Annotated in this window: 17 protein-coding genes and 1 tRNA gene; 13 read left to right on the top strand and 5 right to left on the bottom strand. The window is 71.2% G+C overall.

The features are described from left to right. Positions 1 to 3: 3 nt before the first annotated feature. The 3 genes from Q0599_RS22475 (at position 4) to Q0599_RS22465 (ending at position 4,614) form a co-directional block, all read left to right on the top strand. Positions 4 to 4,134 (top strand): translocation/assembly module TamB domain-containing protein, encoded by a 4,131-nt coding sequence (locus Q0599_RS22475; protein WP_298834692.1) that lies wholly within the window; start codon positions 4 to 6, stop codon positions 4,132 to 4,134. A gap of 36 nt (positions 4,135 to 4,170) precedes the next feature. Continuing rightward, positions 4,171 to 4,245 (top strand) — tRNA-Arg (locus tag Q0599_RS22470). Between the two features lie 114 nt (positions 4,246 to 4,359). After that, entirely contained in the window at positions 4,360 to 4,614 is a 255-nt protein-coding gene (locus tag Q0599_RS22465; protein WP_298834690.1) for a hypothetical protein, read from the top strand. Here Q0599_RS22465 and Q0599_RS22460 read toward each other — a convergent pair. Continuing rightward, positions 4,604 to 4,909, bottom strand: coding sequence for a DUF2917 domain-containing protein (locus Q0599_RS22460; protein ID WP_298834688.1), 306 nt, complete (start codon positions 4,907 to 4,909; stop codon positions 4,604 to 4,606). The two genes, Q0599_RS22465 and Q0599_RS22460, sit on opposite strands and share 11 nt — an antisense overlap. Before the next feature lie 152 nt (positions 4,910 to 5,061). Between Q0599_RS22460 and gcvA the strand changes: the two genes are divergently transcribed. After that, positions 5,062 to 5,985, top strand: coding sequence for a transcriptional regulator GcvA (gcvA, locus tag Q0599_RS22455; protein WP_298834686.1), 924 nt, complete (start codon positions 5,062 to 5,064; stop codon positions 5,983 to 5,985). A 10-nt stretch (positions 5,986 to 5,995) separates the two neighbouring features. Here the strand turns inward: gcvA and Q0599_RS22450 are convergent, their stop codons facing one another. Continuing rightward, the gene (locus Q0599_RS22450) at positions 5,996 to 7,612 is read right to left on the bottom strand and encodes an iron ABC transporter permease (RefSeq protein WP_298834684.1); all 1,617 of its coding nucleotides are present in this window, start codon (positions 7,610 to 7,612) and stop codon (positions 5,996 to 5,998) included. 99 nt (positions 7,613 to 7,711) lie between these two features. Here Q0599_RS22450 and Q0599_RS22445 point away from each other — a divergent pair, with 99 nt between their 5' ends. The 6 genes from Q0599_RS22445 to Q0599_RS22420 all read left to right on the top strand — a co-directional run bounded on the left by Q0599_RS22445 (position 7,712) and on the right by Q0599_RS22420 (position 13,842). Next, the gene (locus Q0599_RS22445) at positions 7,712 to 8,812 is read left to right on the top strand and encodes an ABC transporter ATP-binding protein (RefSeq protein ID WP_298834682.1); all 1,101 of its coding nucleotides are present in this window, start codon (positions 7,712 to 7,714) and stop codon (positions 8,810 to 8,812) included. A gap of 141 nt (positions 8,813 to 8,953) precedes the next feature. After that, a complete protein-coding gene (locus Q0599_RS22440) occupies positions 8,954 to 10,393 on the top strand; it encodes a S41 family peptidase (protein WP_298834680.1) in 1,440 nt (479 codons plus the stop codon). A 74-nt stretch (positions 10,394 to 10,467) separates the two neighbouring features. Continuing rightward, positions 10,468 to 11,244, top strand: a complete 777-nt coding sequence (locus Q0599_RS22435; RefSeq protein ID WP_298834678.1) for a molybdopterin-synthase adenylyltransferase MoeB — start codon at positions 10,468 to 10,470, stop codon at positions 11,242 to 11,244. A 31-nt stretch (positions 11,245 to 11,275) separates the two neighbouring features. Further along, positions 11,276 to 12,178 carry an LOG family protein gene (locus Q0599_RS22430; protein WP_298834676.1) on the top strand — a complete coding sequence of 301 codons (903 nt, stop codon included), beginning with the start codon at positions 11,276 to 11,278 and terminating at the stop codon, positions 12,176 to 12,178. 13 nt (positions 12,179 to 12,191) lie between these two features. Further along, positions 12,192 to 13,115 (top strand): arginase, encoded by a 924-nt coding sequence (gene rocF, locus Q0599_RS22425; protein ID WP_298834675.1) that lies wholly within the window; start codon positions 12,192 to 12,194, stop codon positions 13,113 to 13,115. A 16-nt stretch (positions 13,116 to 13,131) separates the two neighbouring features. Further along, on the top strand, positions 13,132 to 13,842 hold the full coding sequence (locus Q0599_RS22420) for a hypothetical protein (protein WP_298834674.1): 711 nt from the start codon (positions 13,132 to 13,134) through the stop codon (positions 13,840 to 13,842). On the opposite strand, the gene Q0599_RS22415 is transcribed toward Q0599_RS22420, so the two are convergent. Genes Q0599_RS22415 through Q0599_RS22405 form a run of 3 tightly spaced genes read right to left on the bottom strand, consistent with a single transcriptional unit; the run spans position 13,817 to position 17,195 of the window. Beyond that, positions 13,817 to 14,332: a thermonuclease family protein gene (locus Q0599_RS22415; protein WP_298834673.1), complete on the bottom strand. Its 516-nt coding sequence runs from the start codon at positions 14,330 to 14,332 to the stop codon at positions 13,817 to 13,819. The two genes, Q0599_RS22420 and Q0599_RS22415, sit on opposite strands and share 26 nt — an antisense overlap. Then, the gene (locus Q0599_RS22410; protein ID WP_298834672.1) at positions 14,329 to 14,727 is read right to left on the bottom strand and encodes a YkvA family protein; all 399 of its coding nucleotides are present in this window, start codon (positions 14,725 to 14,727) and stop codon (positions 14,329 to 14,331) included. The genes Q0599_RS22415 and Q0599_RS22410 overlap by 4 nt, the downstream gene beginning before the upstream one ends. Next, positions 14,724 to 17,195, bottom strand: a complete 2,472-nt coding sequence (locus Q0599_RS22405; RefSeq protein ID WP_298834777.1) for a ligase-associated DNA damage response DEXH box helicase — start codon at positions 17,193 to 17,195, stop codon at positions 14,724 to 14,726. Before Q0599_RS22405 ends, Q0599_RS22410 begins: the two co-directional genes overlap by 4 nt. Before the next feature lie 87 nt (positions 17,196 to 17,282). On the opposite strand from Q0599_RS22405, the gene Q0599_RS22400 reads away from it, so the two are divergent. Genes Q0599_RS22400 through Q0599_RS22390 form a run of 3 tightly spaced genes read left to right on the top strand, consistent with a single transcriptional unit; the run spans position 17,283 to position 20,303 of the window. Then, the gene (locus Q0599_RS22400; RefSeq protein ID WP_298834671.1) at positions 17,283 to 19,055 is read left to right on the top strand and encodes an NAD(P)H-dependent oxidoreductase subunit E; all 1,773 of its coding nucleotides are present in this window, start codon (positions 17,283 to 17,285) and stop codon (positions 19,053 to 19,055) included. Then, the gene (locus tag Q0599_RS22395; protein WP_298834670.1) at positions 19,048 to 19,758 is read left to right on the top strand and encodes a 2Fe-2S iron-sulfur cluster-binding protein; all 711 of its coding nucleotides are present in this window, start codon (positions 19,048 to 19,050) and stop codon (positions 19,756 to 19,758) included. The genes Q0599_RS22400 and Q0599_RS22395 overlap by 8 nt, the downstream gene beginning before the upstream one ends. Beyond that, positions 19,758 to 20,303, top strand: coding sequence for an NADP oxidoreductase (locus Q0599_RS22390; RefSeq protein WP_298834669.1), 546 nt, complete (start codon positions 19,758 to 19,760; stop codon positions 20,301 to 20,303). Before Q0599_RS22395 ends, Q0599_RS22390 begins: the two co-directional genes overlap by 1 nt. Position 20,304 lies beyond the last annotated feature (1 nt).

Genomic DNA, 20,304 nt, shown 5'->3' with positions numbered 1-20,304 from the left:
GCCATGAAACCGGCACGCGAGCGCAGGCCCGGATGGGGCCGCTGGGGAGGGGCGGCGGCGGTCGCTGTCGCCGCGGCGTCCTGCCTGTTCGCGGCCGCATTGTGGTTGTTGCGCACCGAGGCGGGTGCTGCCTGGGTGCTGGCGCGCCTGCCCGGGCTGCAGGCCAGTGGCGTGCGAGGCGCCCTGCTCGGCGACCTGGACGTGCAACGTCTCGAGATCGCACTGCCGCGCGGTGGCCTGCTCACCATCGACGGCGCGTCGTGGCGCGGACTGCACCTCGGGCGTGCGTCGTCCTGGCGGCCTCGCCTGACGATCGACCGTCTGGCCGCGGGCGCGGTGATGGTGAAGCCCGGCGCGGCGGCCCCGACGCCCACGCCGCCACCGTCATCGCTGTGGCTGCCCGTGGAACTGCAGGTGGCCTCCCTGCAGGTCGAGACGCTGACCCTGACCCCGCTGGGCCAGACGCCCGTGCAGCAGGTGCGCGCCCGCCTGCAACTCGGCGGCGAGGGCGGCACGGCGCACCGGCTCGACGACCTCAGCCTCGCCTTCGGCCGCTTGCGTGCCAGCGGCAGCGCCACGCTGGGCGGCGACGCGCCGCTGCCGCTGCACGCCACGGCGACAGTGGTGCAGGAAGGCGCACTGGCCAACGCGCTGTGGTCGGGCCGCGCCACGCTGGCCGGGCCGTTGGCCGCGCCGCGCCTGCAGGCCATGCTGCGCGCCCAGCCGGAACGCGCTGCGGGCGGGCCGCCGCTGCCGGCGCAGACGCTGGACCTGGACGCCACGCTGCATCCGTTCGATGCCTGGCCGCTCGGTGATTTGCAGGCGAAGGCGCAGGGCCTGGACCTCTCGGCCTTCCACCCCGCAGCCCCAGCCACCGCGCTCAGCGGTTCGGCACGCGTGACCAGCCGCGCCGCAGACCAGCTGGCGGAAGTGAACGCGACGCTGGACAACGCCGCGCCAGGGCGCTGGAACGAAGGGCGCCTGCCGCTGCGCAGCCTCGTGCTGGCGCTGCGCGCGCGGCCCGACGACCCGACACGGCTGGAGTTCCGCACGCTGCAGGCAGAACTCGGCTCGCCGCGGCTGCCGGCCGGCCGGGTGCAGGGCCAGGGACACTGGTCGCGCGAGGGCTGGGCGCTGCAGGCCACCCTGGCGGCGCTGCAGCCCGAGCGGCTCGACGCGCGCGCGCCGACGATGCGGCTGGACGGCCCGCTCACGCTGTCCGGCAGCCCGCCCGGCGCCGTGCCGCAAGCGGCGGCGGCACGCGGCGAGCTGGCCGGCACCGTGCTCGACCGCGGCAGGAACCTTCCCGTGCGCCTGCAGTTCGACGGCGAGTGGCAACTCGACGGCGCTGCCGAGCGCATCGTGCTGCGCAGCGCGCAGGCCAGTGCCGGTGGCGCACGCGCCACGCTGGCCGGCGACGCACGCCGCAATGCTGCTGGCGCACCCTGGCAGCTCGAAGGCCGCGCGGCGCTGGCCGACTTCGACCCGGCGTCATGGTGGCGCGGCCAAGAGGACTCCCCCTGGCGGCGCGGGCCGCACAAGCTCAATGCGCGCGCCGAGTTCGACCTCACGCTGCCGACCGCCGCTGCGGGCAGCGCGCTCGACCGGCTGGCGCGGGTCCGCGGCGAAGCGACGCTGGCGGTGGCCGACAGCCAGCTCGCCGGCGTGCCGCTGCGCGGCCGGCTCACGCTGCGCGGCGCTGCCGCGGGCGCGATGCAGGCGACGCTGAAGGCCGAGCTGGACGGCAATCGCGTCGACGCCGACGGACGCCTGGTCGCCGGGCGCAGCGGCGCGGAGGACCGCTGGGAGTTCCACATCGCCGCGCCGGCCCTGGCCAAGCTCGCGCCGCTGGTGCGCCTGGCCGGCGCCGACCCGGCCAGCCTCGGCATGGCCGGATCGCTCGATGCCAGCGTGCAGGCCCGCGGGCGCTGGCCGGACATCGCCTCGACCGGCCGCATCGACGCGAACCTCTTGCGCGCCGGCTCGCTGCAGGTGCAGCGCGGCACGGCACGCTGGCAGGCCGGCACGGCGCTCGACGCGCCGGTGGACGCGGAGCTCGAGCTCGCCGGGCTGACGTTCGGGACGGCCCGCATCGACTCGGCACAGCTGCGCGCACAGGGCAGCGGCCGCGCACACCGGCTGGAGGTCGTCGCGCGCAGCAACGCCCGCCCGCCCGCCTGGACCGACGCACTGCAGCCAGGCGCGGCGTCCGGCTCGGCGCCGGCGCCGGCGCCGAGCCAGGCAAGGCTGCTGGCACAAGGCGGCTTTGTCCCGGGGGCGGCGGCGGCCGTCGGCGGCTGGCGCGGCACGCTGCAACTGCTGGACGCCCGCGCCGCGGGCAGTGAATCGGCCTGGCTGCACAGTCGCGACGTCGCACTCGAACTCCGCGGGCTGGACAGCGGTGCTGCGGCACTGTTGCTGCAGCCCGGCAGCGCCGAGGTGTTCGGCGCCATGCTGCGCTGGACCCGGGTGGCCTGGGAGGCCGCGCATGGCGGTGCACCGGCACGCATCGATGCGCAGGCCGAGATGGAGCCGCTCGCCGTGGCGCCGGTGCTGGCGCGGCTGCAGCCGGACTTCGGATGGGGCGGCGACCTGGCCGTGCGCGGCCAGCTCGAGCTGCGCAGCGCGCCGAGCTTCAGCGCCGACATCGTGCTCGAGCGCCAGCGCGGCGACCTCACGGTCACCGACGAGACCGGCGTGCAGTCGCTCGGCCTCACCGACCTGCGCTTCGGGCTGAACGTGGCCGACGGCACCTGGAGCTTCACCCAGGGCCTGGCCGGATCGACCGTGGGCGTGGCCGCCGGCGCGTTCGTCGCGCGCACCTCGCCGCAGGCCACCTGGCCGCCGCCAGACACGCCGGTCTCGGGGGTGCTCGAGCTGCAGGTGGCCAATCTCGGCACCTGGGGGCCCTGGGTGCCGGCCGGCTGGCGGCTCGGCGGCGCCCTGAGCGTGAGCGCCGGCATCGGCGGGCGCTTCGGCGCGCCGGAGTACACCGGCGCAGTGCGGGGCCGCGAATTGTCGGTCCGCAACTTCCTGCAAGGCGTACACGTCAGCGATGGCGAGGTGGCGATCGCGCTGCAGGGTGACCGCGCCCGCATCGAGCGCTTCGGCGCCCGCGCCGGCGACGGCACGCTCGAGCTCCGCGGAGACGCCACGCTCGGGGCGACGCCGCAGGCGCGGCTGCAGCTCGAGGCGCAGCGCTTCCAGCTGCTTGGCCGGGTGGACCGCCGCATCGTCGTCAGCGGCCGCTCGCAGCTGCAGCTCGACCGCGACAAGCTCCGACTGGACGGCACGCTCGGTGTCGACGAGGGCCTGATCGACTTCACGCGCAGCGACGCGCCCAGTCTTTCCGACGACGTGGTCGTCACGCGCCGACCCACGGCCACCACCGGCACACCGCCGCGTCCAACCGGATCCGCACGCATGCCCAGCGTCGAGCTCGATCTGCGCGTGGACCTCGGCGAGAGGCTGCGGGTGCGCGGCCGCGGCCTGGAGACCGGCCTGGAAGGCGAACTGCGACTCACCTCGCCGGGCGGCAAGCTGGCGGTCAATGGCACCGTGCGCGCCGCGGACGGCACCTATGCGGCCTACGGCCAGAAGCTGCAGATCGACCGAGGCAACCTCGTCTTCAGCGGCCCGGCCGAGAACCCGCGGCTGGACATCGAGGCGACGCGGCCCAACCTCGACGTCCGCGTCGGCGTGGCCGTCACTGGCAGCGCGCTGAACCCGCGCGTGCGACTGTTCTCCGAGCCGGAGATGTCCGACCTCGACAAGCTGTCCTGGCTGGTCCTCGGCCGTGCCAGCGAAGGCCTGGGCCGGGCCGACACCGTCTTGCTGCAGCGCGCGGCGATCGCTCTGCTCAGCGGCGGCGGACAAGGGCCGACCGGCCCGCTCACCAAGGCGATCGGGCTGGACGAGCTGTCGGTGCGGCAGAGCGACGACGAGCTGCGCGAGACCGTCGTGTCGCTGGGCAAGCAGCTGTCGCGCCGCTGGTACGTGGGCTACGAACGCAGCCTCAACGCCACCGCGGGCACCTGGCAGCTCATCTATCGCATCGCCCAGCGCTTCACGCTGCGCGCGCAGTCCGGCGAGGACAGCGCGCTGGACGTGATCTGGACCTGGCGCTGGAACTGAAGCACCGGCCGCGAGGGATGCGAGAATCCCCGCCGTCCCGCCGTAGTTCAACGGATAGAACGGCCGCCTCCTAAGCGGCAGATACAGGTTCGATTCCTGTCGGGGGGGCCAGTCCGGCGCCCTACTGCAAGCTAGGGATTTGCCGACGCAGCCGCGCCCGCGCTCCGCTACGATGCGTGGGCAGGCGACCCATTCGGGACGCGGCGTAGAGAACAGGCGGTTCCCATGGCCCGGATCCCGGTGAACAAGCAGCAACCGGCGAAGCTGGTCTGGCGCGTCACTGCGAACGCGCCGATGGGCGAGTACGTCGATCCGAAGAAGGCCATCAACTCGCCACCGTCGAAGGAGACGGTCGACCCGCGCGAGAACGGCTGGCTGGCCTCGTCGCTGGAGCTGCTCGGCGGGGTGCGCGTCAGCGAGGCGCCCATGGACACCCTGCCCGGCGAGCTGATCGACGAGTTCATGAAGCTCAAGCGCTGAACGCGGCTCGCGCCAGACGGCCCCACAGGCCGGGCGCATGCGACGCCGGCGCCACCGTCACCGGCATCAGCACCCACGCGTCGTCGAGCGCCTGCACGTAGACCGGACCGTCGCGGTCCAGCGCATGGCTCTGGCCGGCGTCGATCACCACGTCGCGCAGGTCGCCGTCCTGCGTGATCCAGACGCTGCCTCCGTGGCTCGCAATGCGCAGGCCGGGTCGGCCTTCGAATGTCCGAATCTCGTGCCGCGACAGGCAGACGATCTGGGTCGGTACGGCGGTTGTGGGTGCCATCATGTTTCTACTCCTTGCATGCCTTGAACACATGGAAGAAACTCTCGTGGAGCTTCTGACTGGAGGCTTGTGTCGGAGTATTCGTCGATGCAGCCGCCCGCATCAAACGAGAAATCCGAATTCACTGCATGCGCCACACGCATGCATACCCCAACATGACCCAGCGATCCCTGCCGTCCTTGGACCTGTTGCGCGGTTTCGAGGCATCAGCGCGGCACCTGAGCTTCACGCGCGCGGCGGCCGAACTTTTCCTGACCCAGTCGGCGGTGAGCCGACAGGTGCAGGCGCTGGAAGAACACCTCGGTCTGGCGTTGTTCGAGCGGCGTCACCGCGAGATCCGCCTCACCGACGCCGGCCAGCAGCTCTACCGTGCCACGGCCGAGGCGCTGCGGCTGCTCAACGACACGGCCGATCGCATCCGCAGCGAGCAGCGGCCGCGGGTGCTCACGGTATCGTGCACCATCGGCTTCGCATCGCTGTGGCTGGTCCCGCGCCTGGCCGAGTTCCGTGCCCTGCACCCGGACATCGAGATCCGCATCGATGCCAACCAGCAGATGCTCGACCTCGAGAGGGAGCGGGTCGAGATCGCCGTTCGCTTCGGCACGGCCAGCCTGGCCCCCGCCGGTTCGCCCAAGCTGTTCGGCGAGGAGGTTCTGCCGGTGTGCAGCCCGGTGCTGCTCACCAACCCCGCAAGGCCGCTGGCCGAACCGGCCGACCTGCGCCATCACGTGCTGCTGCACTTCGCGGAGGCCGAGCAGTACTGGCCCACCGCAGCCTGGTCGGTGTGGCTCGAGACCATGAACCAGCATGGCCTGAAGCCGGCCGGCTCGCTGAAGTTCAACCAGTACGACCAGTTGCTCAACGCCGCCCTTGAAGGCCAGGGCGTGGCACTGGCCGTGGGCGCCCTGGTGCAGCGTCACCTGCGTCAGGGCCGGCTGGTGGCGTTGTTCGGCAAGCGCTTCGCCACGCCGCGTGGCTACTTCCTGGTCATCGCACGCTTCGCGGCGCAGCGGCCCGACGTGATCGCCTTCGCGCAGTGGCTGCGCACCACCGCCGACCGCGAACGCGGCGAGGCCTGAGCGGGCCCGCTCAGTCGCGCGACGCGTCCGGCCGCAGCGAGCGCGACAACAGCAGCACCGGCAGCAGCCCGACCGCGACGATCGCCAGCGAGGGCAGTGCTGCCTCGCCGAGACGTTCGTCGCGCGCCAGCTGGTAGGCCACCACCGCCAGCGTGTCGCTGTCGAACGGCCGCAGCACCAGGGTGGCCGGCAGCTCCTTCATCACGTCGACGAAGACGAGCAGCATCGCTGCAAGGCCGGCACGGCGCAGCAGCGGCGCGTGCAACTCGGCGAAGAGCCGCGCGCGCGTGGCGCCGAGCATGCGCGCGGTCTCGTCGATCGATGGCGGGACGCGCGCGTAGCCAGCCTCGACCGACTGCAGCGCCACCGCCGAGAAGCGCACCAGGTAGGCGTAGACCAGGCCGAAGATCGTGCCGGTGACGAGCGCCGTGGTGCCGGCCTGAGGCACCTGCTGCTGCAGCCAGCCCACCGGCAGAAGGATGCCCACCGCGATCACTGCGCCGGGCACGGCATAGCCGAGCGAGACGACGCGCGCCGCGGTGCGCAGCGCGACGTTCTCGCGCAGGCGCAGCGCGAAGCCGAGCGCGAGCGCGATGGCGGTGGCCAGCAGCGCCGCCAGCGCGGCGAGCTGGAAGCTGGTCCAGGCCCACTGCGCGAAGCGCACCAGGGGCAGGCCGAATTCGGCATTCGCCGCCTCCAGCCAGACCAGCCGCAGCAGCACGGCCACCGGCAGCACGAAGCCCAGCAGCACCGGCAGCGCGCAGGTCGCCACCGCCAGCGCAGCGCGGCCGCCGTGCAGTTCGATCGGCCGCGCTTCGGCGGCATGAACCGCGCCGCTTCGCGTGGCCGCGAAGCGCAGGCGCTTCTGCGCCCGCTGCTCGACCCACAGCAGCAGCGCCACCAGCACCAGCAGCACCGAGGCCAGCTGCGCCGCCGCGTCGCGGTCGACCATCACCAGCCAGGCCTTGTAGATGCCGGTGGTGAAGGTGGCGAGGCCGAAGTAGGAGCCGACGCCGTAGTCGGCCAGCGTCTCCATCAGCGCCAGCGCCACCCCGGCAGCCAGCGCCGGCCGCGCCAGCGGCAGCGCCACCTCGCGGACGCGGCGCAGCGTGCCGGCACCGAGCAGCCGGGCGGCCTCCATCAGCGGCACGGCCCGCTCGCTGAGCGCGGCGCGCGTCAGCAGGTAGACATAGGGGTAGAGGCAGAGGATGAACATCGCCGCCGCCCCCCACAGGCTGCGCACGTCGGGCCACAGCGCACCCTGGGCGCCGCTGAGGGCGCGCAGCCAGCTCTGCAGCGGCCCGCTGAACTGCAGGAAGTCGGTGGCGGCGTAGGCGAGCACGTAGGCCGGCATGGCCAGCGGAAGCAGCAACGCCCACTCGAACAGGCGCCGCAGCGGAAACTCGAACAGCGCGACCAGCGCCGCGGTGGCGCCGCCGAGCAGCGCCACGCCCACCGCCACCGTCGCCGCGAGCAGCAGCGAGTTGAGGGCGTACTCGGGCAGCACCGTGTCGAGCTGATGGCGCAGCACCGCGAGGCTCGCGGCGTCCAGCGCCACCCAGGAGCCGAGCACGCCCAGCACGGGCACGGCGAGCAGCAGGCAGGCGAAGGTCAGCAGGCGGAACATGCGCGAGGATGGGGGTGGCCATCGTCATCACGGCTTGACGCGGCGCAAGCCTGATGCGAACGATTCTCGTTCTTGGACGAAGGCCGATATCATAGGGTGATGTTCCTGGCCATCGAGCATGCCTGCGTGACCTACCCCGGCGCCCCCTCGGCGAAAGCAGCGGTGGATGCGGTGTCGCTGGTGCTCCGGCGCGGCGAGGTCGGCGTGCTCATCGGCCCTTCCGGCTGCGGCAAGACCTCGCTGCTGCGCGCCGTCGCGGGGCTGGAGCGGCTGGCGGAAGGCCGCATCGTCATCGACGGCGAGCTGCTCGCCGACGCCGGCAGCGGCCTGCACGTGTCGCCCGAGGCGCGGCGCATCGGCATGGTGTTCCAGGACTATGCGCTGTTCCCGCACCTCAGCGTGGAAGCCAACGTCGACTTCGGCATCCGCCACCTGCGCGCGGCGCAGCGCCGCGCACGCACCCAGGAGGTGCTGGACCTGGTCGGGCTGGCGCATGCCGCCAGACGTGCTCCGCACCAGTTGTCCGGCGGCCAGCAGCAGCGCATCGCGCTGGCGCGTGCGCTGGCGCCCAACCCGCGGCTGCTGCTCCTCGACGAACCGTTCTCCAGCCTGGACGTCGACTTGCGCGAGCGCCTCGCCCAGGAGTTGCGCGCCATCCTCAAGCAGGCGGGCACCACCGCTCTTTTCGTCACGCATGACCAGATGGAGGCCTTCGCGGTTGGCGAATTGATCGGCGTCATGAACCGCGGCCGGCTCGAGCAGTGGGACGATGCCTACACGCTCTACCACCGCCCGGCCAGCCGCTTCGTCGCCGACTTCATCGGCCACGGCGTGTTCGCGCCGGCGAAGATCGTCTCGCAGGGTGAGCCGGTGGGCGGCCACTGCAACTGCATCGTGCGCACGCCGCTGGGCGACCTGACCGACATGGCCGAGTGCCCGCTGCCCGACGCCTACCCGAACGGCGAGTGCGAGGTGCTGCTGCGTGCGGACGACATCGTCCACGACGACAACGCCCCGGTGAAGGCACGCATCGAGACCAAGGCCTTCCGCGGGGCCGAGTTCCTCTACACGCTGCGCCTGGCCAGCGGCGAGAAGCTGCTGGCGCACGTGCCCTCCCACCACGACCACCAGGTGGGCGAGTGGATCGGCATCCGTGCCGAGGTCGACCACGTCGTCACTTTCGAGCGTCCGGGCGGCTGATCAGCCGGCGGCACCGCGCGGCCCGAAAGCCCGTCGCGACGTGCAACTTTCCCGCCGGGGCGCGACTCCAAAGGCGGCCCGCGCCCTATACTGGCCGTTCAATCGTGCGGAAAAGCGCGCGCGGGTCTGAAAGGGTAGTTGATGGGTAGCAAACTCAAGGTCGCAGGCTGGTTGGCCGCGGGCGCCGTCGCCGGCGCGCTGACCACCATGCAGTTCCAGGCGATCGCCCGCAGCTCGGTATCGCAGCTGCCGCTGGAAGAGTTGCAGCAGCTCGCCGCGGTGTTCGGCATGGTCAAGAGCGACTACGTCGAACCCGTCGACGAGAAAAAGCTCATCAACGACGCCATCGCCGGCATGGTGTCCGGGCTCGACCCCCACTCCCAGTTTTTCGACAAGAAGACCTTCAAGGAATTCCGCGAGGGCACCAGCGGCCGATTCGTCGGCGTGGGTATCGAGATCGGCATGGAAGACGGCCTGGTCAAGGTGGTTTCGCCGATCGAGGGTTCGCCCGCCTTCCGCGCCGGCCTCAAGAGCGGCGACCTGATCACCAAGATCGACGACACCGTGGTCAAGGGCCTGACCATGGACCAGGCGGTCAAGAAGATGCGTGGCGAGCCCAACACCAAGGTGGTGCTCACCGTGTTCCGCAAGGCGGAGAGCCGCAGCTTCCCGGTGACCATCATCCGCGAGGAGATCCGCGTGCAGAGCGTGCGCGCGAAGATGGTCGAGCCGGGCTACGGCTGGCTGCGCGTCAGCCAGTTCCAGGATCGCACCGTCGACGACTTCGCGCGCAAGCTGGAGGAACTCTACAAGCAGGACCCCAACCTGAAGGGACTGGTGCTCGACCTGCGCAACGACCCCGGCGGCCTGCTCGAGGGTGCGGTGGCGATCGCCTCGGCCTTCCTGCCCGCCGAAGTGGTGGTCGTCACCACCAACGGGCAGATCGCCGACTCCAAGGCCACCTTCAAGGCCTCGCCCGAGTACTACATGCGCCGTGGCGGCGCCGACCCGCTGCGCCGCCTGCCCGACGCGGTGAAGAGGGTGCCGCTGGTGGTGCTGGTCAACGAAGGCTCCGCCTCCGCCAGCGAGATCGTTGCCGGCGCACTGCAGGACCACAAGCGCGCCACCATCATGGGCGCGCAGACCTTCGGCAAGGGCTCGGTGCAGACGGTGCGCCAGCTCGGCCCCGACACCGCGCTGAAGATCACCACGGCGCGCTACTACACGCCCAGCGGCGCGTCGATCCAGGCCAAGGGCATCGTGCCCGACGTGATGCTCGACGAGACCGCCGAGGGCAACGTGTTCGCGGCGCTGCGCGTGCGCGAGGCCGATTTGGAGAAGCACATCGCCAGCGGCCAGGGCGCCGAGCAGAAGGACGACGCACGCGAGAAGGCACGCGAGGAAGCGCGCAAGAAGCTCGAGGAAGAGGCGCAGAAGAAGGCCGCGATCAAGCCGTTGCCCGAGTTCGGCAGCTCCGACGACTTCCAGCTTGCCCAGGCGCTGAACCGCCTGAAGGGCAAGCCGGTGCTCGTGAGCAAGACCGCCGTGGAGCGCAAGGCCGAAGCGCAGACGAACAACTGAGCGGGCGCTTCGCCCCACCATCGACGCCCGCCGCCATGCGGGCGTCGTCGTTTTCCGCAGGCTATGCTGCACACATGAGCGACGACCCAGAAGACGGCCTCAGCGACGCGCAGCTCCTGCGCTACTCGCGCCACATCCTGCTCGACGAGATCGGCGTCGACGGGCAGGCGCGGCTGCTGGCCGGCCACGCGCTGGTCATCGGCGCGGGCGGGCTGGGCTCGCCCGTGGCGCTCTACCTCGGCACCGCCGGCGTCGGCACGATCACGCTGGTCGACCACGATACGGTGGACTTCACCAACCTGCAGCGACAGATCGCCCACAACCTCGCGCGCGTCGGCCAGCCCAAGGTGACGTCGGCGGCGCAGTCGATCGCGGCGATCAACCCGGAGGTTCGCGTGATCACCCTGCAGGAGCGCGCCGATGCGAAGCGCCTGGACGAGTTGGTCGCCGGCGCCGACGTGGTGGTCGACTGCTGCGACAACTTCGCCACGCGGCAGGCCGTCAACGCCGCCTGCGTGGCACACCGCAAGCCGCTGGTGTCGGGCGCGGCGATCGGTTTCGACGGCCAGATCTCCGTCTACGACACGCGTGCCGAGGCCAACCCCTGCTACGCCTGCATCTTCCCGCCGGAGGCCACCTTCGAGGAGGTGCGCTGCGCCACCATGGGCGTGTTCGCGCCGCTGGTGGGCATCATCGGCACCGTGCAGGCGGCCGAGGCACTCAAGCTGCTTGCCGGCATCGGCAGCTCCCTGGCCGGCCGGCTGCAGATGCTGGATGCGCGCACGATGGAGTGGCACGAGATCCGCATGCAGCGCGCGCCGCATTGCCCGGTGTGCGCCGCGCGACGCTGAGGCCCGGCGCATCGCGGGTATTCTCCGCGCCATGGACAAGAAACAGGACCTGACCGCGCGCAACTTCCCGACCGCGGAAGAGGACGCCGAAGCCGTCATCCAGCCCTCGCGCTACGCCGGCCCGGAGAGCGCCTACCGGCTCGCCTTCACCGACACCGAGTTCCTGCTTCGCGAGGAACTGCGCCCGGTGCGCATGCAGCTCGAGCTGCTCAAGCCCGAGATGGTGCAAAGCGAGCACGGCATCCGCTCGACCATCGTGATCTTCGGCAGCGCGCGCATCGTGCCGCCGGACGTGGCCTTCCAGCGCCTGGAGGCGGCGCGCGCCGCCGGCGAGGCCGAGGCGATCCGCCGCGCCGAGATGACAGTGGCGATGTCGCGCTACTACGACGAGGCGCAGCGCTTCGCCGCGATCGTGACGCGCAAGTCGCGCGAGCTGGAGTCGCCGGTCTACGTGGTCACCGGCGGCGGCCCCGGCATCATGGAGGCGGGCAACCGCGGCGCGCACGAGACCGGCGGCAAGAGCATCGGGCTGAACATCGTGCTGCCGCACGAGCAACAGCCCAACCCCTTCATCACGCCGGAACTGTGCTTCCAGTTCCACTACTTCGCGCTGCGCAAGATGCACTTCGTCATGCGCTCGATCGCGCTGGTGTGCTTCCCCGGCGGATTCGGCACGCTCGACGAACTGTTCGAGACGCTCACGCTGACGCAGACCGGCAAGTCGCGCCGCCGTCCGATCCTGCTCTTCGGACGCGAGTTCTGGACGCGGCTGATCGACTTCGACTGGCTGATCGAGACCGGCATGATCAGCCCGGGGGACACGGGCCTGTTCCGCTTCGTCGAGACCGCCGAGGAGGCCTGGACGGTGCTTGCCGAGGAATACGGCTTCGACCTGCCCGAGACGAGCACCGGCGAGTTCGCCGACGACACCTGAGGAGGCGCCGCCCATGAACAAGCAGGTCAGCCTGATCGGCGCACCCACCGACATCGGTGCCGGCAGCCGCGGCGCGAGCATGGGGCCGGAGGCGCTGCGCGTGGCGCAGATCGTTCCGGTGCTCGAATCGCACGGGCTCGAGGTGGTCGACCGTGGCAACCTCGCCGGTCCGGCCAACCCCTGGCTGCCGCCGGTGGACGGCTACCGGCACCTCGCCGAGGTCGTGGCCTGGAACCGCGCGGTGCACGAGGCGGTGCATGCCGAGCTGAAGGCCGGCCGACTGCCCATCCTGCTCGGCGGCGACCACTGCCTGGGCATCGGCTCGATCAGCGCGGTGGCGCGGCACTGCCGCGAAACGGGCAGGAAGCTGCGCGTGCTCTGGCTCGACGCCCACGCCGACTTCAACACCAGCGAGCTCACACCCAGCGGCAACATCCACGGCATGCCGGTGGCCTGCCTGTGCGGACACGGGCCGACGGAACTGGTCGAGATCGGCGGCGCGGTACCGGCGATCAGCCCCAAGTCGGTGCGCCAGATCGGCATCCGCAGCGTCGATCCCGGCGAGAAGCGCTTCGTGCACCAGGCCGGCCTGGACGTGTTCGACATGCGCTACATCGACGAGATGGGCATGCGCCACGCCATGGAGCTGGCCCTGGCCACGCTGGACACGAACACGCATCTGCACGTCAGCTTCGACGTCGACTTCCTCGACCCGGAGATCGCCCCCGGCGTCGGCACCACCGTGCCCGGCGGACCGACCTACCGCGAGGCGCAGCTGTGCATGGAAATGATCGCCGACACCGGCCGGCTCGCATCGCTGGACGTGATGGAGCTCAACCCGGCGCTGGACGTCCGGAACAAGACTGCCACCCTGGCCGTGGACCTGATCGAGAGCCTGTTCGGCAAGAGCACGCTGATGCGTCAGGAGGGCCGTTGACGCCAGGAGGAGGCCGATGAATCGACGCCATGTCTGGATCGCGCTGGCCTGCGCCGCGCTGATGAGCGCCTGCGGGGGTGGGGATGACGACAGCGGCACCAGCCCGTTCGTCCCGCCGACGTCGGACTTCAACCCGCTGGTCGGCTGGCAGAACCTTCTCGGCACGGGGGGCACTTGGACGGTCAGCGGCACCGGATCGGACAATCTCGCCTACTCGGCGACGCTGAGCTACGCGCCGTCGACGCCCGCGGTCTTCCCGGTGACGGACACCAGCCACGACCGCAGCATCCTGACATCGACACTGACGCAGGACGGCGTGTCGCTGGGCAGCGGCACGGTCGAGTTCTTCCGCAGCAGCGACTTCCGGCTGGAGGCAGTTCGTGTGACGCCGGCGAACGGCGCGGCCCTGTGCAGCCTGGCCACCGCCAGCGCGCTGCCCCCGGGTGCGGCGAAGGTCTTCGCGAGCGGCGCGCTGGCGTCGCTGAACGATCTGAACGGCTGCCTGCCCGCCTCACTGCCCGTCGGCACCACCGAGTCGACCTGGACGATCGACTTCGAGCGCGGCATCGTGCTGTTGTGTCTGAGCAGCGTCTCCCGCGATGCCACCTTGCAGGTGATCGGCCGCGAGAGCGATTGTTTCCAGATGGCCGAAGACGGCACCCTGGGCACAAGGGCTCGCGTGAGCATCGTCCAGCCCGGCTTCACCCTGGTGATGAAGAACTTCTGACGCCGGCGCCGGCCTCGCACGGGCCGTGCGCCTTGCGGAACACCCAGGGCTCGACCGCCGCCGGGTCGGCGAACAAGCCGGCACGGCGGGTCTGCGCATCGCGCTGCTGCGACGCATAGGGGCCAGGATGGCGGCGGAAGCGCGCGCTCCAGGCATGGCCCTGCGACACCATCCACGCGCTCACGTCGCGCCCGTCGGACAGCAGCAGGCCGCCAAGCAGCCGGCCATACGCATCGACGCCGCGCGCGGGCACCTCGACGCGACGCTGCAGCACCTGCGAAGACAACGCCGCGGTCGCCTCGGTGCCCCAGGCCTGGCAGCGCTCGGGCGCGTCGATGCCGATCAGGCGCAGCTTGACCGGCTTGCGCGCCGGCACGCCGTCGGGCCTCACCCAGACGGTGTCGCCGTCGCTGACGCGGATCACCACGCCGCTCATCGCCTGGGCGACACCCGCACAGGCCAGGCCCAGGAACAGCAGGGCAGCCTTCATGCCGAGGCGAACAGGCGCAGCAGCCACCACACGAACAGCCCGAACATCGCCGCCCAGACCAGCAGGATGAGCAGCGCGCCCCACCACAGGCGCGGCAGGTTCTCGGCCGAAGCTTCGGCCTCGCGCAGGCGCGCCTCCCACAGCGGCGGCGGCGTGAGCTTCACCGCCAGCGCCACGCCCAGCGGCAGCAGGATCAGCTCGTCGAGCTGGCCCAGCACGGGAATGAAGTCGGGAATCAGGTCGATCGGGCTGACCGCATAGGCGATCACCGCGATGGCGACGAGCTTGGCGGCGCGCGGCGTCTGCGGATGCTTGAACAGCTTCCACAGCGCGATCAGGTAGGTGGCCAGGCGTGCGGCGTTGGCGAACTGGAACAGACGGGTGAACTTGCTCATCGGTCGGCCATTCTCTCCGCATCGCGCACGATGCGTTCGAGCCGGTCGGCGAGCTTCTCGTTGCTGAGCTTCTCGCGGAAGCGCTCGACCATCAGCGGGAGGCTGAACGGGCTGGGCGCCTTCAATTCGACGAAGTCCAGCCGCTGCACCGCCATGCGCTGCAGGCTGGCGGCCAGACGGACCAGGTCGAGTTCCTGGCTCAGCACTTCCTGCTGCGCCTGGGAGAGCAGCAGGTTGCCGGCATCGTGCTTGCGGAACACCTCGTAGAACAGGCCGCTGGAGGCCTGCAGCTGCCGCGTGCTCTTGGGCGCGCCGGGATAGCCGCTGAAGACCAGCCCGGAGACGCGCGCGATCTCGCGGAAGCGCCGCTGCGCCAGCTCGCCGGAGTTGAGGCTGGCGAGCACGTCGTCGAGCAGCTGCGCGGTGTCGAAGACACGCCTGTCGAGCAGCGCGGCCAGGTCCACCGGCTCGGCGCTGAGCAGCTCGAAGCCGTGGTCGTTGACGCTCATGCTGAAGGTATTGGGCGCATGCCGGGCCAGCCGCCAGGCGAGTAGGCTGGCCAGGCCCAGGTGCACATGCCGCCCGGCGAACGGGTAGAGGTAGAGGTGCTCGCCCTCGCGCGAGCGGTAGCGCTCGATCAGCAGCGTGCCGGGCGTCGGCAGCCGCGACAGCTTCGCCTGCGTGGCGAGCATGGGCGCCGCGGCCTGCATCTCGGGCGCCTGCGCGTCGCGCAGTCCGTCGACCTGCGCAGCCTCGGCGAGCAGCTCCAGCACCGCATCGGCCAGTTCGGTGGACAGCGGCATGCGCCCGCCCGCCCAAGAGGGCACGATGCCGCGGCTCTTCGCCGCCTTGCGCACATAGGCCGCCATGTCCTGCGTACGCACGAACTCCAGCACACGGCCGGCGAACACGAAGCAGTCGCCCGGGCGCAGCCGCGCGATGAAGCTCTCCTCGATGCTGCCGATCCTGCCGCCCGACAGGTACTTCACCTGCATCGAGGCGTCGCCGACGATGGTGCCCACCTGCAGTCGGTGGCGCCTGGCGATGCCGGGGTCGGGCACGCGGTACAGGCCGTCGACGAGCGCCACGCGGTGATACTCGGGGTAGACGGTCAGGCTCGCGCCGCCCTTCTCGACGAAATCCAGCGCCCACTGGAGCTCGGCTCGGGTGAGCTCGCGGTAGGCATGCGTGCCGCGCAGCTCCGCGTAGAGCGACTCCGGCTCGAAGCCGCCGCCCAGCGCGACGGTGACGAGGTGCTGCACCAGCACGTCCAGGGGCTTGTCCGGCGCGGCGCGCCTCTCGATGCGGCCGGCCTGCGCGGCGCGGCGCGCCGCGGCGGCTTCGATCAGCTCCAGCGTGTTGGTCGGCACCACCGTCACGCGGCTGGGCCGGCCCGGCGCATGGCCGCTGCGGCCGGCGCGCTGCAGCAGCCGCGCGACGCCCTTGGGCGAGCCGATCTGCAGCACACGCTCGACCGGCAGGAAGTCCACGCCGAGGTCGAGCGACGAGGTCGCAACCACCGCCTTCAGCCGGCCCTCCTTCAGGCCGCGCTCGACCCACTCACGCACCTCCTTGTCGAGCGAACCGTGGTGCAGCGCCACCAGTCCGGCCCAGTGCGGCCGCTCCTGCAGGAGCAGCTGGTACCAGATCTCCGCCTGCGAGCGGGTGTTGGTGAAGACCAGCGTGGTGCCGCTGCGCTCGATCTCGGCGACCACCGGCTGCTGCATCTGCGCGCCGAGGTGCCCGCCCCAGGAGAAGCGACCGGGGTGGGCGGGCAGCAGCGTGTCGATGACCAGGGCCTTGTCGACGCGGCCCCGCACCAGCGTGGCCTGGCGCGAACCCACCAGCACGCGCATCGCCTCGTCGAGGTTGCCCAGCGTGGCGGACAGTCCCCACACCGCCAGCGACGGATTCCAGCGGCCCAGCCGCGCGATCGCCAGTTGCACCTGCACGCCGCGCTTGTTGCCCATCAGTTCGTGCCATTCGTCGACGACGACGGTGTGCACCGCGGCCAGTTCCCCGGCGGCGTTCTCGCGTGTCAGCATCAGGCTGAGCGACTCGGGCGTGGTGACCAGCACGGTGGGAAAGCGCCTGTCCTGCCGCGCACGCTCGGCCGCCGGCGTGTCGCCGCTGCGCTGGTCCAGCGTCCAGTGCGGCGCCAGGTCGGCCAGCGGCAGCGAAAGCGCACGCGTGGTGTCCGCGGCCAGGGCACGCATCGGCGTCACCCAGAGCACCTGCAGCGGCGGCGCACCGCGCGCGGGCCGTGCCAAGGCCAGGCCACGCAGCAGCGCGCCCAGCCACACCGCGTAGGTCTTGCCCGCGCCGGTGGTCGCATGCAGCAGGCCGCTGCGGCCGCCGGTCAGCGCCGACCAGACTTCGCGCTGGAAGTCGAACGGCTGCCAGCCACGCGCGGCGAACCACTGCAAGGCCGGTTCGGCATCGGTGCGGAGTGGCGGCGCCTCGGGCATCCGCACGAGTGTGCCGTAACCCCCTTGATCCTCTCGGCCTTGTGTTTTTGCCCGGGATCAAGTCTGATCCACTGCGCGAGACACACCATGCGCGCGCCAATGTCGCAGTATCCCCGCCACCCGAACTCGCTGGTCCAGATCCTGCGCGAAGCGCAGGCTGAACACGGCTGGCTGCCCCGCCCGCTGCTGGCCGCGCTGGCGCGCGAGCTCGGCCTCACGCTCGCCCAGGTCGAGGGCGTGGCCAGCTTCTACCGATTCCTCCATCTGGAGCCAGTCGGTCGCTGGCGCGTGCTCTTCAGCGACAACATCACCGACCGCATGCTCGGCAGCCAGGCCTTGATGGACGCGCTGTGCGCGCGGCTGGGTGTGACGCCCGGCGAGATGCGCGCCGACGGCCGCGTCAGCGTCGCGACGACCTCCTGCACGGGCCTGTGCGAACAGGGCCCGGCGCTGCTCGTCAACCACCATCACGTGGTCACGCGGCTCGATGCCGAGCGCGTGACGCGCATCGCCGAGTTGATCGAGACCGACACGCCGGTGTCGCAATGGCCGGCCGAGTGGTTCCACGTCGAGGACCCGATCCGCCGTGCCGACGTGCTGCTCGGCACGAGCGTCGCGCCGGGCGAGGCGCTGGCCGCGGCGCTGGCGCGCGGCCCACTGGCGATGCTCGACGAGATCCGGCACTCGAACCTGCGCGGCCGCGGCGGCGCGGGCTTCGCCACCGGCACCAAGTGGGCGCTGTGCCGCGAGGCACCGGGCGAGATGCATGTGGTGGTGTGCAACGCCGACGAAGGCGAGCCCGGCACCTTCAAGGACCGCGTGCTGCTCAACCGCCATGCCGATCTGGTGTTCGAGGGCATGACGATCGCCGCCGCGGCGGTCGGCGCGCGCCAGGGCCTGGTCTACCTGCGCGGCGAGTACCGCTACCTGCTCGAACACCTGCAGGCGGTGCTGCAGCGCCGCCGCGAGGCTAACCTGCTCGGCCGCGCCATCCAGGGCCACGAGGGCTTCGACTTCGACATCCAGATCCATGTCGGCGCCGGTGCCTACGTCTGCGGCGAGGAGTCGTCGCTGATCGAGTCGCTGGAAGGCAAGCGCGGCACGCCGCGCATCCGTCCACCCTTCCCGGTCGAGCACGGCTACCTGGGCCACCCGACCACGGTGAACAACGTCGAGACCTTCTGCGCCGCAGCCCACATCGCATTGAACGGCGGCGCCTGGTGGGCCGGCATCGGCACGCCGAAGTCCACCGGCACGAAGATCCACTCCGTGTCGGGCGACTGCGAGCGCCCCGGCCTGTACGAGTACCCCTTCGGCACGCGCATCGGCCGCATCCTCGAGGATTGCGGCGCGCGCGACACGCAGGCGGTGCAGGTGGGTGGCCCCTCCGGCCTGTGCGTGTCGGCGTTCGAGTTCGGCCGGCGCATCGCGTTCGAGGACGTGCCCACCGCGGGCGCCTTCATGGTGTTCGACCGCTCGCGCGACATGTTCGAGGTGGCGCGCAACTTCGCCCACTTCTTCGCCCACGAGAGCTGCGGCTTCTGCACGCCTTGCCGCGTCGGCACGGCGCTGGTGGTCAAGCGCATGGACAAGCTGGCCGAAGGGCACGGCTCCCGGCACGACGTCGACGTGCTTTACGAACTCGACAAGCTGATGCACGGCGCCACCCATTGCGGACTCGGTGCCACCGCCTGCAACCCGCTGCGCGACACCATCGCCAAGTTCCGTCCGGCCTACGAGCGGCACCTGAAGTCACTGCACTTCGAGCCGGCCTTCGACCTCGACGCGGAGCTGTCCGAGGCGCGCGCCGTGACCGGCCGGGACGACCCGGCTTCGCACCTGGAGCGCACGCATGAGTGAGGCGCCGACCTTCTCGCTCGACGGCGAGGACATCCCTTTCGACCCCGGCGAGACCATCCTGCAGGCTGCGCGTCGCGCCGGCCGCTACATCCCGCACCTGTGCTGGCACCCGGACTTCCGCGCCCACGGCTCCTGCCGCATCTGCACGGTGAAGGTGGGTGGCCGCATGGGCGCGGCATGCACCGTGCAGGCCAGTGCCGGTCTGGAGGTGGAGAGCGCCACCGAGGAGCTGAACGCGCAGCGCAAGACCCTGCTGCAGATGCTCTTCGTCGAGGGCAACCACTTCTGCCCATCGTGCGAGAAGAGCGGGAATTGCCTGCTGCAGGCCACCGCCTACCAGATGGGCATGGAAGGCCCGCACTTCGAGGAGTTCTACCCCGACCGGCCGGTCGACGCGAGCCATCCCGACGTGCTGCTCGAGTTCAACCGCTGCATCCTGTGCGAGCTGTGCGTGCGCGCCAGCCACGATGTCGACCGCAAGAACGTCTTCGCCATCGCCGGCCACGGCATCGGCACGCACCTGGTGGTGAACAGCGAGAGCGGCCAGTTGGTCGACACCGCCCTGGCGCTGACCGACCGCGCCACGGGCATCTGCCCGGTGGGCGTGATCCTGCCGAAGCGGCGCGGCTTCGTGATCCCGATCGGCCAGCGTCGCTACGACGAGGCCACCGCGGCCGATCCCGCGTGCCAGGAGGCCTCGTGATGGCGACGCCGACGCCCCCGCTGCACGCGCCGCGCAAGCTGAAGCTGGCCACCGTCTCGCTGGCCGGCTGCTTCGGCTGCCACATGTCATTCCTCGACATCGACGAGCGGCTGCTCGAGCTGATCGAGCATGTCGAGTTCGACCGCTCGCCGCTCACCGACATCAAGGAGGTCGGCCACTGCGACCTCGGCCTCGTCGAGGGCGGCTTGTGCAATGCCGAGAACGTCGAGGTGCTGCGCCAGTTCCGCGCCCACTGCAAGACGCTGGTGGCGGTGGGCGCCTGCGCGATCAACGGCGGCCTGCCGGCACAGCGCAACCATCTGCACCTGGGCAGACTGCTCACCGACGTCTACCCGCAGGGCGTGCCGAACGACCCCGAGTTGCCGCTTCTGCTGAACAACGTGCACCCGATCCACGAGGTGGTGCACGTCGACTACGTGCTGCCCGGCTGCCCGCCCTCCGCCGACGCCTTCTGGCAGTTCCTCACCGACCTGATGGCCGGGCGCACGCCGCACCTCGGCCACGGCCTCATCCACTACGACTGAC

It is taken from the genome of uncultured Piscinibacter sp., from assembly GCF_937952055.1.
Classification (GTDB): Bacteria; Pseudomonadota; Gammaproteobacteria; order Burkholderiales; family Burkholderiaceae_C; genus Piscinibacter.
This window is presented reverse-complemented; position numbering and strand designations above follow the sequence as displayed.